General features: G+C 41.4%; 15 protein-coding genes and 1 riboswitch. Of the genes, 2 read left to right on the top strand and 13 right to left on the bottom strand.

The window, feature by feature from the left end:
- Positions 1 to 68 precede the first annotated feature (68 nt).
- Positions 69 to 173, bottom strand: a riboswitch (SAM riboswitch).
- A 121-nt stretch (positions 174 to 294) separates the two neighbouring features.
- Both MGG13_RS02750 and MGG13_RS02745 read left to right on the top strand, forming a co-directional pair.
- Positions 295 to 840, top strand: coding sequence for a TetR/AcrR family transcriptional regulator C-terminal domain-containing protein (locus tag MGG13_RS02750; RefSeq protein ID WP_239035289.1), 546 nt, complete (start codon positions 295 to 297; stop codon positions 838 to 840).
- Positions 841 to 912: 72 nt separating this feature from the next.
- Positions 913 to 2247 (top strand): N-acetylglucosaminidase, encoded by a 1335-nt coding sequence (locus MGG13_RS02745; protein WP_239035288.1) that lies wholly within the window; start codon positions 913 to 915, stop codon positions 2245 to 2247.
- Between the two features lie 38 nt (positions 2248 to 2285).
- Here MGG13_RS02745 and MGG13_RS02740 read toward each other — a convergent pair whose 3' ends face one another.
- The 13 genes from MGG13_RS02740 to MGG13_RS02680 all read right to left on the bottom strand — a co-directional run bounded on the left by MGG13_RS02740 (position 2286) and on the right by MGG13_RS02680 (position 14590).
- Positions 2286 to 3836, bottom strand: a complete 1551-nt coding sequence (locus MGG13_RS02740; RefSeq protein ID WP_133430916.1) for a phospholipase D family protein — start codon at positions 3834 to 3836, stop codon at positions 2286 to 2288.
- Between the two features lie 52 nt (positions 3837 to 3888).
- A complete protein-coding gene (locus MGG13_RS02735; protein WP_239035287.1) occupies positions 3889 to 5787 on the bottom strand; it encodes an OST3/OST6 family protein in 1899 nt (632 codons plus the stop codon).
- The gene (locus tag MGG13_RS02730) at positions 5759 to 6664 is read right to left on the bottom strand and encodes an ABC transporter ATP-binding protein (RefSeq protein ID WP_133430918.1); all 906 of its coding nucleotides are present in this window, start codon (positions 6662 to 6664) and stop codon (positions 5759 to 5761) included. Before MGG13_RS02730 ends, MGG13_RS02735 begins: the two co-directional genes overlap by 29 nt.
- On the bottom strand, positions 6645 to 7034 hold the full coding sequence (locus tag MGG13_RS02725) for a GntR family transcriptional regulator (RefSeq protein ID WP_239035286.1): 390 nt from the start codon (positions 7032 to 7034) through the stop codon (positions 6645 to 6647). The genes MGG13_RS02730 and MGG13_RS02725 overlap by 20 nt, the downstream gene beginning before the upstream one ends.
- 221 nt (positions 7035 to 7255) lie before the next feature.
- On the bottom strand, positions 7256 to 8035 hold the full coding sequence (locus MGG13_RS02720) for an SDR family NAD(P)-dependent oxidoreductase (RefSeq protein ID WP_239035285.1): 780 nt from the start codon (positions 8033 to 8035) through the stop codon (positions 7256 to 7258).
- Between the two features lies 1 nt (position 8036).
- Positions 8037 to 8429 carry a GNAT family N-acetyltransferase gene (locus tag MGG13_RS02715; RefSeq protein WP_239035284.1) on the bottom strand — a complete coding sequence of 131 codons (393 nt, stop codon included), beginning with the start codon at positions 8427 to 8429 and terminating at the stop codon, positions 8037 to 8039.
- Positions 8430 to 8494: 65 nt separating this feature from the next.
- Positions 8495 to 10153 carry an acyltransferase family protein gene (locus MGG13_RS02710; protein WP_239035283.1) on the bottom strand — a complete coding sequence of 553 codons (1659 nt, stop codon included), beginning with the start codon at positions 10151 to 10153 and terminating at the stop codon, positions 8495 to 8497.
- Positions 10119 to 10496 (bottom strand): acyltransferase family protein, encoded by a 378-nt coding sequence (locus tag MGG13_RS02705; RefSeq protein WP_239035282.1) that lies wholly within the window; start codon positions 10494 to 10496, stop codon positions 10119 to 10121. The genes MGG13_RS02710 and MGG13_RS02705 overlap by 35 nt, the downstream gene beginning before the upstream one ends.
- Positions 10496 to 10987 (bottom strand): cupin domain-containing protein, encoded by a 492-nt coding sequence (locus tag MGG13_RS02700; protein WP_133430923.1) that lies wholly within the window; start codon positions 10985 to 10987, stop codon positions 10496 to 10498. Before MGG13_RS02700 ends, MGG13_RS02705 begins: the two co-directional genes overlap by 1 nt.
- Positions 10988 to 11024: 37 nt before the next feature.
- Positions 11025 to 11738: a YebC/PmpR family DNA-binding transcriptional regulator gene (locus tag MGG13_RS02695; RefSeq protein WP_133430924.1), complete on the bottom strand. Its 714-nt coding sequence runs from the start codon at positions 11736 to 11738 to the stop codon at positions 11025 to 11027.
- Positions 11739 to 11817: 79 nt separating this feature from the next.
- Positions 11818 to 12447, bottom strand: a complete 630-nt coding sequence (locus MGG13_RS02690; protein ID WP_239035281.1) for a Bax inhibitor-1/YccA family protein — start codon at positions 12445 to 12447, stop codon at positions 11818 to 11820.
- A 56-nt stretch (positions 12448 to 12503) separates the two neighbouring features.
- Entirely contained in the window at positions 12504 to 14033 is a 1530-nt protein-coding gene (gntK, locus tag MGG13_RS02685; RefSeq protein ID WP_239035280.1) for a gluconokinase, read from the bottom strand.
- Positions 14034 to 14041: 8 nt separating this feature from the next.
- A complete protein-coding gene (locus MGG13_RS02680) occupies positions 14042 to 14590 on the bottom strand; it encodes an esterase/lipase family protein (RefSeq protein ID WP_165983034.1) in 549 nt (182 codons plus the stop codon).
- Between the last annotated feature and the right edge of the window lie 22 nt (positions 14591 to 14612).

The raw sequence follows: 14612 nt of genomic DNA, 5'->3' as shown, positions 1-14612 counted from the left end.
CGCCATGATAGCCTCCTTAAAAAATAAAAAAAGACCTTTTAGCTAGAAGCTAAAAAGTCTTAAACGTCCTTTTATCTGCCAAGCTAAGCTTGATGGATTTAGCACAGTGCTCGTAAACGAGTCCGCTGCTGAGATGTCATCGGGCCATATCCCTCAATCTCTCTTGATAAGTTTTATGAAGTTATACTCATAGTACATGTACATTTATAAGGTGTCAACTTGTTTTTTTAATTTTCGCAATCTTGAATTCATGATAAAATAAATGATTATAACAGATATAAGAAGTAGGTACTTATGACAGATAAACAAATGCTGATAGAAAAACAATTTTTAAAACTATTAGAAGAACATCGTTTCCGTGAAATTACGATTAAAATGATCTGCGAAGAAGCGCATATCAACCGATCCACTTTTTATACATACTATCTTGATAAATATGATTTGCTGGATAGACTAATAGAGCACCATCTTTCAGAACTCAATTCAATCGGCAAACAGTTTGCAGATGCCATCATAATAGACCGTGATGCGCTTCGCACCTTGTCGCTTCTTTATTTAGATAATTTATTTTCATATATCTATAACAATCAGAAGTTCTTTCGGACATTGATGACTGTTCATCCCGCTCAGAACTTTACTCAGAAATTTCTCAATGTATTAAAAGACAATTATATGCATATCATTAAAAATCATCATCTTCAGGATCCCGAATATTTCGTTAACTATACATTAGGCGGACAGTTCGGCATCATCTATTTCTGGCTGAAGAATAACTGCGAAGAATCACCAGATAAGGTCGCAGATATCGTTTATCGTAACATTCTAAAGACAAATCGTTAATTTATTGTAAAGCTCAGCCATTGATTAATCGTATACTGTATAATAAATTCACTAAGCTTTCGGAGGTCCTGAATGAAATACATTAAACGCACACTTGCAATGACGATGCTTTCTTCTGTTATTTTTTCTGCTTACGCTCAAGCGGATTCGTTAAGAATGGGGCATATTAAAGATACGAGTTCAATTATTGTCACCAGTATGAATGCCATGACTAAAAAGGTCGCAGGTGATTATGTCAATTATACGCTTTACGTTAATGATAAAGTGATGATCAATCAAAAACCTTATTACCGTGTTCAAGTGACACCTGATATCAATAATGCCATTGGTTACGTTGCAGCTGAGGACCTAACTATCCGTCCCGTTAAGGATACAGCTAAACCTGATACGACACTCGTACTTTCTGCAAGCACAAAGGTTTACAGCGTACCTGAAGGAACAGAGAGACAAATCATTGATCGTGCACCTAAAAATGAAAGTGTGACAGTGAATCAGTCGCTGCAGGTCGGTGGTAAAGTCTATCATGAAATCACTCGTCCTACTGGTTTAACAGGCTGGATTAAAGCAAACAGCCATACAAAAGCGCAAAAACCTCAAGTCAGACAAGCTGTCAATAAAGTGAAAAAGATTGTGAAACCTGCTCAATCTGTCATTAAGAAACCTGTCGTTAAAACAGAAATCAAAGCAACTCCTATTGCAGGTGCCCGAATGGTAGCAACAAGTCTTGAAGATGCCTATAAAGCTCAGATGAGACTGACGCCGAGACCTCAGACCTCTAACGGTATTAAGTGGTATAACGCACCTAAATCAGCTATTCTTGCTGCCATGGATACAGGTAAACTGGCAGCTGACAGCGTGAATCGTTATCAGTTCCTGAATTTAACAGAACCTCAAGGCCTGTCAGTGGCGCAGCTCAATTACTTACTTCAAGGTAAAGGTATTTTAGAAGGACGAGGACAGGCATTCAAGACCGCAAGTGAACGTTATGGTATTAATGAGATCTATTTAATCTCGCATGCTTTTCTTGAAACAGGTGAAGGAACGAGTGAACTCGCGCAAGGTAAGAAAGTCAAAGGCGCTGATAAAAAGAAAAAATATTACAACATGTTTGGAATCGGTGCGTTTGATAAACATGCTGTGAAATATGGTGCACAGTATGCAGCCAATGTCGGCTGGGATACGCCTGATAAAGCCATCATCGGTGGCGCTAAGTTTATTTCAACAGGTTATTTAAGCGAATCACAGAATACCCTTTACAAAATGCGCTGGAATCCGGATGCACCTGGACAGACCCAATATGCAACTGATATTCACTGGGCACATGCAAATGCAAGGTACTTAGTCCAGTTCTATCAGCAGCTCGGTCTTGAAGGCACTCACTTCGATTTCGTTCAGTACAGTAAATAGAAATAGACGTTCAGCAATACTGCTGAACGTCTATTTTTTTAGAAACTGGAGAGTCCTGTCAACTCCTGCAGTCGGTAAAGTACAGTCTTCCAGAACGAAGCTTCTTTCTTAACATCATAGCTATCTGTCACATGCGCATATTCGTTGTTCCATTTAGCATCAAAATCTGTATCCAGTTCCTTAAAGACAGGAAGACTTGACTTACCCGACAGAATGACGTCAGTCTCCATATTATAATCTGCTATATTTCGACGCGTTAAGTTCGCACTGCCGACAAACAAAGTTGAAGTCTGTTGCTGATCATCTTCGATCAGCACATATTTGTTATGGAACTGCTCTCCATGTGAGACAGCCCATTTCACCTGAATACGGTCATCGCTTCTTGAGACTAGTTCATGGGCGACCGGTTTATTCGGTATACCCGGTTTCTCTTTGCCGAATGCCTCTTTATTGACGTCAAGTATCAACTTTATATTGACCCCGCGATCGGCTGCTCTAAGGAGTGCATCAATCACGTCGCGGTCTGATAAATAAAACATCCCTATTTTCATCGTGTCATTATCATTCGTTTTTTCAATATATTCAAGCATTGCTTCTTTAATCTTGCCTTCAGTCACAAGCGTTGTTTCATAATCCATCATATTATCAAAGGCCCGGTTCTGAATGGTAAAATCTTCTCTTTCCAGGCTGCCGCCACTCATATTGATGGCCGCAACCTCACTTCTGATCAAGTCTTCCTGAATACGACCCGACATTTTGAGCGCGATATTCTGATGATGGCCGCTTGGATTATGCGGATTACTGCTCGCGATAATAGCGGACTTTTCAGTCACAAGCGTTTTACGATGATTCGCCTTGAAATTAAGAAGCTCCGCCATTCCTCTTACCGTAACATCAGGCGCCTTCTTCGAGAAGATATTCGTAATATGCCCGTTCTCACTATTGCCTAAAAAATAAAAAGTGGAACGCCAAAAACCGGAATAAAGCGGGTTAGAGTCCCGTAGTTTCGTCAGATCCGTCTCATAGACAAAAATATCATGTGCGCGCATCTGCTTATAATGAGCGGGTGTATAACTGCCATAAACAGAATTAATCGGATCAGTCAGTACATAAATACGAATATTCGGGTTCTCCTCTTTCTTCTTGATTAAATGTCTTGTCAGCTCACCTGTTAAGTCAGGAAATTTTTCATTACCATCATAGGCATCGTTAAATAAAAACATATCCAGGATAATGAAATCATCTGCCTCATCTATCGTCTGAAAGACAGTATTGAAGATTTCATGATCATATTTATGACCATATGTATTATCAAGCAAGAGCTTCACATTATTGGTTCTGCTCGGTTCAAAACGTTTAGACAGGCCTACTGGCATCGGCTTCAGAACATTAAAGACCGCGACAGCAGTGACGATTAAAAATAAGCTTCCTACTATCCATTTACCCAGCGATTTTTTCTTTTTAGATTTCGGTTTTCTTTTAACCGCTGCGGCCTTTCGGTTTTTTGGGATTGTCTTTTTGGCTGTCGTTTTCTTTGCTGCTACCTTTTTAGCAGCTGGTTTTTTGGCTGTTGTTTTTTTCTCTGCCATGGCATCCTCCATTTCCCGGGTTATAAGTAAATAAGAAGATGCAGGCATCTTCTTATTTCACTTCTTTATTCATATTAATTATAGCAAATATATCATCACTACCTATAGCATATATATAATTACCATCAACATCAGCAGAACCATCGTTCATTGCTTGATTGAATGCTTTCTCACTTACTTTAGTTTTCTTTAATTTTTTAAGTTCTCTTTTTTCAAAAATGGTCTGACCTTTAAAATGATCCGGTTTAACATTTAAACGATAATATTCATCTGCATTAAAAATATCACTTGGCTGTTTAATCATTTTTTCATCAATCATGTACTGAATTAAGTGCGGATGATAAGGAGATATATTGAAGTCAACAAAACTGCCATCTAATTGTTCAAGCGTTACATAGACTGGGCTGGACGAGATACGAACCGGCGAATATTCAGTGTTTGCTTCTGCCATATCTGCTTTAAATGCTTTTAGAAATTTTGAATTATCTTCAGGTTCAATCGTTCGAATATCATCTTCACCATACTGGATATTAACAGAGTATCGTTTCAAGTCATCCCAGTCATAACCTTCTGTGATTGCTTTACTGTAAGTTTTATCATCTGTTAATCGTGATGCTTTCTTAAACTGTTCTTCTGACAGATCGGTATATGATCGGTGTTGAAGTGTCCCATCTTTCATCTTATATGTGACCGAGAAGCTGCCGTATGAATCATTGGCATTATGATTGATAATATCATGATGCATCGCCACCACTTCTTTTATATATGCGGGATCCTTTACATAACTTTCTAAATGCGGTCTTCCCTCTTCAGCCATTTCGGTCTCCATATTCACTGAAGCTACTTTATCTGTATCAGGTACGTACCCTTCCTGCCATTTACCAAATGCATATGTCGTTGCAAGTATAAGTGCGACCACCAGAAACGTCAGCCCCATAGACCGGAAGTTCAGTCTAACACGCGGACTTCTCTGATTGACTGCCTGCGCAAGCAGATAGATAATCAGGAATGACAGAATATAAATAACAGCAATCACGAATAAATTCTGAATGCCCGAAGTGAAAATAGTTCCGGCAACCATCACACCTAAAAGCACGACTAGCGTGATAAATGACCACTCAAGCCAAGAACGCTGGAAAGAATGAACAATACGCTCATTGCGACGTCGTTCATATAGGAAATATGTCGCAGCGAGCAGTATGCAGGCTACAATCATCGCTATCCCGAAATACAGCCAGTCTATGTGATCAACGATATGATTCACCATGCCAATCGGGAATGTCAGGTTCTCTGATAATGTATAGACTTTTTCCTGTCCTGGATCAAAATCCAGTACTGTCGCTCCGCGAAATAAGTTATTGTATATTCCCGTCGCGAGACTATGGAAGATAACGGGCAGCATTAACAGTAAACCTGTCAGAACGAGATGACCAAAATAATGATTGATCAGCTGTCCTACAAAGAGTGTAAATATGAATGCAAACAGTGAAATGATTAAAGTAAGAATCACCCAGTCAAAGATTTTACCAGCCGTGATGTCCTTAAAATGGAGTGAAAACAAACCAAGAATAATACCGTTAATCATTAAGTTCATGGCTACTGTCGCTGTAAAAGCAGCCAGCATATGTGCCAGTATCTGATTCCTTTTAAACGGCAGACTATGCATAAAGTCAGACGCCTTTTCATTCTTCAGGAAATAAGTCATACCAAGCCCGCTAAGCACACCGTAAAATAATGTACCGACAAAGAAGGTTGAAAGGACAGCAGAATCAAAACCTAGCAGATGATTATCAGCTCCGTACAAATGACTTTCTCCGCTGTAAGTCATAAGAATATAGCCAAATGGCAGCAGGAAAAATGTACAGATGATATTGATCGCCATAAAGATTAAATTGTTGAAAAAGAAATGCTGAAATAACCCTTTATTCAACGATAATGTTTTCGATAGCATAACCATGCCCTCCCATCTCATAAGTAAAGATCTCTTCTAATGTCAGCGGCAGAATATCATACATGAGCGGATGATACTTCGTGATGATTTCTTCTATATGGCTGTCACTACCTGCAGTGATACATGTCACGACACGCCCCTTTATTTTACGGTCGAGTGCCTTTAAGTCTCTATAGAACGATTCAGGCGGTAACGTTTCAAATGCAGCCTGAACTTTACAGTGATCACGTTTCAGACTATCGAGCTCACGATTGATCAGCATCGTACCTTCATGCATGATAGAGATGCTGTCACAGAAGTCTTCCATCTCACGTAGATTATGACTCGAAACTAAAATAGACATTTGATGATTCGACACATCCTGGATCAGCAGATTCTTGATGGTATGTCTCACTACTGGATCCAGACCATCAAAAGGTTCATCCAGCAGGAGTACCTGCGGATGACAGGATAGTGACAGAATGAAGGCCGCCTGACGTTTCATCCCTTTTGACATACGGTTGAAGCGCTGTTTTGGATTCAGCTTGAGTAGTTTAACGAGCTGATGAAACCGGCTGTCGCTGAACCCTGGATACGACTCTTTATAGAATCCGGCCATTTCAATCAAATTGGAATAGTTAAAGAAATATGGAATGTCCGGCATAAAAAGCATCGCTTCTTTTACGGCAGTGTTTTCATAAACCTCTCTTTTGTCATAGAGAATCTGACCGCTGTCAGCCCGGTATATACCGGCCAGCAATTTCAGGAAAGTCGTCTTACCGGCCCCGTTAGAACCGAGCAGACCATGGATAGTACCTGGTTCGAGTTCTAAAGTTGCTTCTCTGACTGCCTGATAACGGTCAAATGACTTAGTAACCTCAATTGCCTTGACGTTCATGCTGTTCACCTCCTGCGATAAGCTCAATTTTCTGCTGTAGTTCTTCTTTGGTCAGACCGAGGAATAAAAGTTCCTGTATGATACGTTCCAGTTCAGTTGTCAATTCATCCACACGCTCCTTATTAATATCTGTTTCTATTTTTTGAACAAAGCTGCCTCGACCCGGAATAGAATAAGTGAAGCCTTCACGTTCAAGTTCCCGGTAAGCTTTTTGAATCGTATTGGGATTGATGGTCAGTTCCTGTGCCATTTGTCTGACAGATGGGAGCTGTTCATCAGGTTTCATGACACCTTTAATAATCTGCAATTTGATGTTTTCCATCAATTGCTCATATAAGGGCGTACGGCTGCGGTTATCAATTGAAATCAATAGATGACCTCCTTTTAAATATTGTACTAACTGTATTAATTAATATAATACAGTTAGTACGGTGTAAGAGCAAGTATTATTTTAAATATTTCTTAAGACATGCAAAAAACCGTATATCTTCAGGATATACGGTTTACGAATAGTATTTTATTTAGCTTTATAAGCAATATTCACTGTTTATCGCTCATCACTCACTTTTCACATTAATCACTCTCGATAATCTATAGCGTAGCGCCACTGCCACCATCGATATTAACTGCTGTTCCAGTTACATAGCTTGCAGCATCAGAAACAAGGAAAGAGATCACATTTGCCGCTTCTCTCGTGTCACCGATTCGTCCAAGCGGTATATTGAACTTTGGATCTCTTGCATATTCTTCCCACGATTTTTCAGGGGCTTCCTGCTGCCAGCGTTTCTCAATCTGACCACTGCGTATCAGTCCGATACAGACCGCATTGACACGAATATTGTAAGGTGCGAGATCCTTGCTAAGGGTATTGGTCAGTGCAAGTCCTGCTGCACGCGAAACAGATGTCGGTGATGAGTTAGCGGGTGGTGTTTTGCCAGCGACTGCTGTCAGATTAAGGATGGCACCGCCTTGTTTCTTGAGTTCAGGCAATGCCGCATGAATCATATGCAACCAGCCGAAGAGCTTGAGATTTAAATCATTCTGCCAGTCACTCAGTTCAACATTCTCGAAGTTTTCAGCGAATGCAGAACCTGCGTTATTAATCAGAATATCTAAACGGCCATAAGTTTCCACTGCATGCGCAATAATTTTCTTTGCATCTTCTTCTTTTGTAACATCTGCCGCTACGTAACTCAGAGTCTGGCCGGTTTTCTCCTTAATAGTCTGTACAGCTTCTTGTAAACCTTCTTCATTACGCGCAACCAATATCACTTTTGCGCCTTCTTCAGTCAGCAGTGCTGCTGTTTCTTTGCCAATTCCTTTGCTTGAACCTGTAATCACTGCTACTTTATCCTTTAATCCTAAATCCATGCTATTCACTCCTTAAGTCTTCATGATATGTTCTTCTAAAACCATAAAAAGGTCTGAACCTGGGTGCATAGTACTCTTTAGAACTAGCTGTCGCAAGCAGTTCCATTCGTGTAGATGGATAGATATCATGCACAAAATTCAGCAAGTCTCGCCCATATCCCTTACCTCGAACGTCTTCTCTGACAATTAACTCACAGACATATAAAGAGACATAGCCATCCGTCAATGCGCGGATACAACCGACTATCTCATTTTCAATCTCCATGACATATGCGATGCTATGCTGCCAACTGTTCAGGGTCTGTTCGTGACGAGCGACCAGGTTATCCCAGCCTTCTGCTTTATTCATTGCCTGAATCTGATCTATGTCAGCTGTTTTAAATGCTCGAATCATCGCATCATCTCCTTATTCATATTGTAATGAAATTAATCTTTATTTGCGAAAAAAACGTTCATCCACTAAGATGAACGTTTCTCTTTTACTTTTTCAAGCAAAGGCATTAAGTCTTTCTCTATATAGGGACTCAACGTCTCCATATAAGATTTCGAGATATGTCCTTTATCAACATATGCCATAACGTTCCCAATAACCGGCTTACATACTTCTTCATTACAGAAGAAATCAGTGTAATCAAAAACATGCACGTTTTCAGGCGGGTTCTTTAATTTAGACCAGTCAGAAGGTTCAGGGAACAGTTCTTCTCGCTTAGTCTGACATCTCGGGCTATCGGCTCCGTAGTGATTGACACAAGTCGGCACATCTTTACGGAAATACGGCGTATCACGTACTCCGAAAACTTCAATTCCTTTTTTATTCAGTGCCTCAAACTGCTCAATATAACCCTTCTCCACTTCATGAACGTTCCAGTAACCAATATCAGCATTCGCAAAGACCATGTCTGGTTTCTCAGCAGCGATTTTGTTAACAACATTCTTATTCCAGACGATACATGATGGGTCTTTTGCTTTGTAAGTTGATAAGCGACAGCCACTCTTCGTAATATTAAGAACACGTATTTTATTTTTCTCTGCCATTTTTACAAGCGCAGGCTGCCAGTGCGTCGCATGAGAACTTCCTACTAAAGCGACAGTATAATCATAATCTTCTGTCACACCGTATTCGCAAACCTTAACAACCGGGTCACCCGCAGCTACGTGACAGCCATCTGTATAAGGTGCTGCTTTATCATTTTTAATGGCTTCTGCTTCCGGCAGGTAATCCTTTTTCGGCACACTGTCCATTTCAACTACACGTGCACCAGGATAATCATCTGAACCTATCAGTTTCTGGTCAGCTGCCTGATCACTATTCATCTGGTATAGCCAGAACGCATTGCTACCCGCTACAATCGCCAGTAAGCTGCCGAGCAGTAATGCTGTGCGCACACTTTTATTCGGAAACTTCACTTTTCGTAACGGCTGTTCGACAAATCGCGTCGTCAGCCATGACAGAAGAAGGGATCCTGCAATAATCAATAGGCCGTCTGTAAGTGGAACATGCTTCACTTCTTTAAGTACATGATAGAACGTCAGTACTACCCAGTGCCATAAATAAAATCCATATGACAATGCGCCAAGCTTAACCATCCAGGATGTACCGAGCAGTTTCTCCACCCCAAACTTCGAAGGGTTCTCACCTGAAATCAGAATGAAGACTGCTGCCAGCGTCGGCCATAATGCCACATAGCCAGGGAACAGTGATGATACATTCAGCAGCAGGCCACACGATATCAGCATCAGTAAACCCAGCCAGCCGAGTATGCCAGCAAGTATATGCGGCAGCTTAATACGAGTCAGAAGCAGACAAAGTAAACCGCCAAGCGCAAACTCCCAGACCCGTGTGCGTGTATCAAAGTAGGCCCACGGCTGATTGATAGCAGTCAGATAAACTGAAAACACAAACGAAACAGCAAATAGAATTAAAAACAGAATGAAAAGCGGTTTTTTCACCGATGTTTTCATCCATTTGGCACACCAGATAGCAAACCAGATTATCAAGAACCAGATGATGTAGAATTGGCCCTGGATACTCATTGCCCAGTAATGTTGAACCGGACTTTTGGCATTGGTATGATCGAGATAATCAGTAGCTGTAAAAAGCCAGCTGCCAGTTTTCATAGTAAAATGCTGACGCAAAGATTTCTTTGATCGTCTGCGTCCACTGCACCTCCGGCAAGAAGAAGTAACTGAGTATAATGACTGTAAACAGAACAAAAAATGCAGCAGGCACTAATCTTCTCAGTAGTCCAAAGATAAAGTCAAAGAAATTAACAGTACCCGTTCTTCTGACTTTCGATAACAGACTCGTCGTAATCAGAAAGCCTGATACAACGAAGAAGACATCTACTCCTCCTGACACCTTCCCTAACCAGATGTGGTAGACCGCGACTAACAGGGCAGCTACAACACGTAGTCCTTCAATCTCAGGACGAAATTTTTTATTTTGTTTTACCGCTTCCACTAGTCTCTGATCTCCTTCAGTGCATATTTTACGATGAGCTCGTCATGTTCAGGATACATTGCCATCAGTTCATGCTGAGTGAAGAGTTCGAACGTTTCGAATTTAAAGCCAGGCGAAACCATACAACCGACCAGACTCCACTCATTCTCCTCCTCAACGGTTGACGCAAAAATGGTGTTTTTGGGCACTAGATACTGCGGGACTTCACCATTTATCACATCAAGGCCCAGCTTTACAGATTGATAAGTCCCGTCCTCCATAATCATATGTAATGTCAGTGCATCACCCCCGTGAAAATACCAGAGTTCGTCGGCATCAATACGGTGGAAATGTGAGATGTTTCCTGTTTCCAGTAAAAAATAAATGCTCGAATATAGTTCGCGTCCTTCAGTAGTTATGTCCGAACGATATGTCTCACTGAAATAGCCACCTTCCGGATGTGGTGTCATATTGAGCTGTCTGATCAGCTGCTCTTTCTGTCTATTCTTCATAGTTCCCCCTATAAAAAAAGCCAAGAAAAGCCTTGGCTTACATTTCCACGTTATGATAGACGTTCTGTACGTCCTCTAAATCTTCTATCGCATCAACCAGTTTCTCAAATGTTGCAAGGTCTTCTTCTGATAATTCCAGCTCATTCTGTGCAAGCATTGAAAGTTCTGCAACCGTAAATTCTGTGATACCTGCATTATTCAGTGCATTCTGAACTGCTGCGAACTGATCAGGTTCAGCATAGACAATGGTCTGTCCTTCTTCTTCCATCACATCACGTACGTCGATATCTTCTTCCATCAGAAGTTCGAGCGTCTCGTCAGCTGATTTACCTTCAAAACCAAAGACTGCTGTATTGTCGAACATATAGGCAACAGAACCGGATACACCCATGTTTCCGCCATTCTTACCAAATGCCGCTCGTACGTCACTCGCAGTACGGTTGACGTTGTTTGTCAGCGCATCAACAATCAGCATAGAACCCGCTGGTCCAAAACCTTCATAACGGAGCTCATCGTAGTTTTCTTCTCCGCCGCCCTTAGCTTTCTCAATTGCACGGTCAATGATATGTTTAGGTACTGAGTAAGTTTTAGCACGCTCCAGTACGAATTTCAGATTCTGATTTGATTCTGGGTCCGGTTCGCCAGACTTCGCAGCCACATAGATTTCACGTCCGAATTTTGCGTAGATTCGACTCGTGTTTTTGTCTTTTGCTGCTTTTTTATCCTTGATATTATTCCATTTACGACCCATAAAAGCCATCTCTCTTTCGATTTAATATAAACTTATTATACACTATTTCACACAAAAAAAGAGTGACTTCATGTCACTCTTAATCTCTCAGTATACTGGCCAGTCTCAGCACATCCATAATGATGTTCAATAAATTCATAAATAAGTTGAACCCCATTTCACGCGGAGAGAATGCCCCTCGTTTCATACGGTTAAAATCATAGATGGTATAGCCGAGGAAAATAGCCAGTCCAAAAATAGTAATCACGAGATGGAACATAGGAATATGAATAAAAAATCCGAGAATACTCGCAAATATAAGGGCAATCAGAGCGGGGAAGAGCAAACGACCTAAGCTCGACGCATCACCGATCACAAAATAACCCAGAAATCCAAACATAAAGAATGCAGCAACTGCAAGTCCAATATTCTGATAGAAAGCAACCGTTCCGAGGTCATTCAGAAAATACATAAATGACGCATAGCTGACAACTCCTATCAGAAAAGCAAGCACGTTTGCAATCAGTGCACTGAATTTACGCGATGACTTCACAAATAATGAAATCAGCACGATAGCCATAATCAGAATCGAAACTGACATTCTAAGCGCAGGAGGAACGAACTGGCCTGCAAATGTACCGACTGCAAAAATAAGCCAGTAATACATAAAATACAGCCATGCCTGACGAATCTGACCGGACCGTGAAATAGAAACATTTTGATAGTTCATAGACATTACCTCTTTAATTAATTAGTAGCATTCATTTTACATGGCTACGCGTGATTTCACAAAGAATTATGCTTGCGCTGAAAATCTGCTATACGTGTATATTGCTCAGTCAGTGATTGAGCGATGTCGATGTAGATAGGCAATATTTCCCGGTAAATCAGAACATGCTCGCTGTTAGGGATATGCTTGAATGAATGACCGACCCAGCCTGAAACATGTGAGAAATCCTGCTTCTCGCCTGTCGCTAGCTGCCCCAGTGCCACAGCGCCCAGACATGAACTTTCATAGCTTTCTGGAACAATCAGATTTTCATCGAATATATCTGCCATCATCTGACGCCACAGATTGCTGCGTGCAAAACCGCCTGTCGCTTTGATTGATGTCACAGATTCATCCATCAGTACAGTCAAAGCAATGAACACCGTATAGAGATTATAAAGAACACCTTCTAATGCTGCACGTATCATATGTTCTTTTTGATGGGCGAGTGTAAGACCGATATAGGACCCTCTGACGTCCGAATTCCATAAAGGCGCACGTTCACCTGACAGATATGGATGAAAGATTAGTCCGTTGCTGCCAGCAGGTACCTGCTCTGCAATACGCATCAGAACATCGTAACTATCAATCCCCAGTCGTCTGGCTGTCTCAATTTCACTTGCAGCAAACTCATCACGTATCCAGCGTAGAACAACGCCCCCATTATTGACAGGACCGCCGATCACCCACTTGTCTTTCGTGAGCGCATAACAGAAGAGCCGGCCTTCATGATCAGTACGAGGTGCATCTACAACAGTCCGAATAGCACCACTTGTTCCGATTGTTACCGCTACTTCACCGGGTCTAAAGGCATCGACGCCCAGATTACTAAGGACACCGTCAGATGCACCAATGACAAACGGGGTCATAGAGTCCAGTCCCATTCTCTCTGCAAAAGTCTCGTTCAGGCCTTTCAGAATATAAGTCGTATCTACCGCTTGAGATAGCTGCTGTTCTTCTATCTCGAGTTCATTTAAGATACCTTCATCAAATCTCATTTCATGAATATTAAACAGTCCTGTAGCAGAGGCGATCGAATAATCTATAACATACTGGCCGAAGAAACGCTGAAAGACGTATTCTTTAATCCCAATAAATCTGGCTGCACGCTGATAGATTCCGGGATCTTCATGTTTCAGCCAGAATAGCTTGCAGAGCGGACTCATCGCGTGTATCGGTGTGCCCGTCTTTCCATATATTTCCTGACCTCTGTCACTCAGCCTCAGTTTTTTCGCATAGGCCTGACTCCGGTTATCAGCCCATGTGATGCTGTTGGTCAGAGGACGGTGTTCTTCGTCCATTACAATCAGACTATGCATAGCGCTTGAAAAACTGACGAATCGAATCGGATCCGCACTTTTAAGACTGACCTGTTTAATCGTTTCAATAACCGCTTCTAAAATATCGTCCGGTCGCTGTTCAGCAATATCCGGTGCAGGTGTCAGAAGCGGATATTCCACATGATGCTTAGCTTTTACAGCACCTGACTGATCAAACAGCACCGCTTTTGTACTTGTCGTCCCGATATCTACACCTATATACATCATCAATCTCCTTAAGATTCTAAAATCGGCAGCAAGTCTTCTATACCTTGATGAAATTCGTGTCTGCCTTCTGTTTTCGTAATTGTGTTCACTCTTTTAAAGTGTTCCCGCCAGCAGTCCTGATGTCTGATATCGACGCGGTCATCATCTTCAGATTGGATATGATACAGAATAATTTTGCTGTCTAATGTATCTTCTGCATTTTCTTTCAACTTGTTCTCTGAAGCACTGAATTTGTCATCACATCCGAAGAAAGGTGAGCCAATCAGCACGACTTTAGAGATATGATGTGCATCTTGATTTTCTGTCAGATATTTCATGACGACTGTCCCGCCGAATGAATGACCTATTATCATCAGCTCGTCCTCATCAGGTATATCCTTAAGACTATCTGTCAGTACTTTGACCCAGTTCATATAGACTTGCCCATCTTCTCGCGGGAAAGACGGTGTATGCCATTCAATTCCCTGCAGCTGGCTTTTTAAATAACGAATCAGCGGATTGCTGCCACTGTCATAATGCTGTTCACTTGCGCTATGGACAAAAAGTACATGTTTCATGTTCATTCCTCCCATATAAAAA

Source organism: Macrococcus brunensis (genome assembly GCF_022343725.1).
Lineage (GTDB): Bacteria > Bacillota > Bacilli > Staphylococcales > Staphylococcaceae > Macrococcus > Macrococcus brunensis.
Note: the sequence above shows the minus strand (reverse complement) of the source record. Positions and strands in the feature narration are given on the sequence as shown.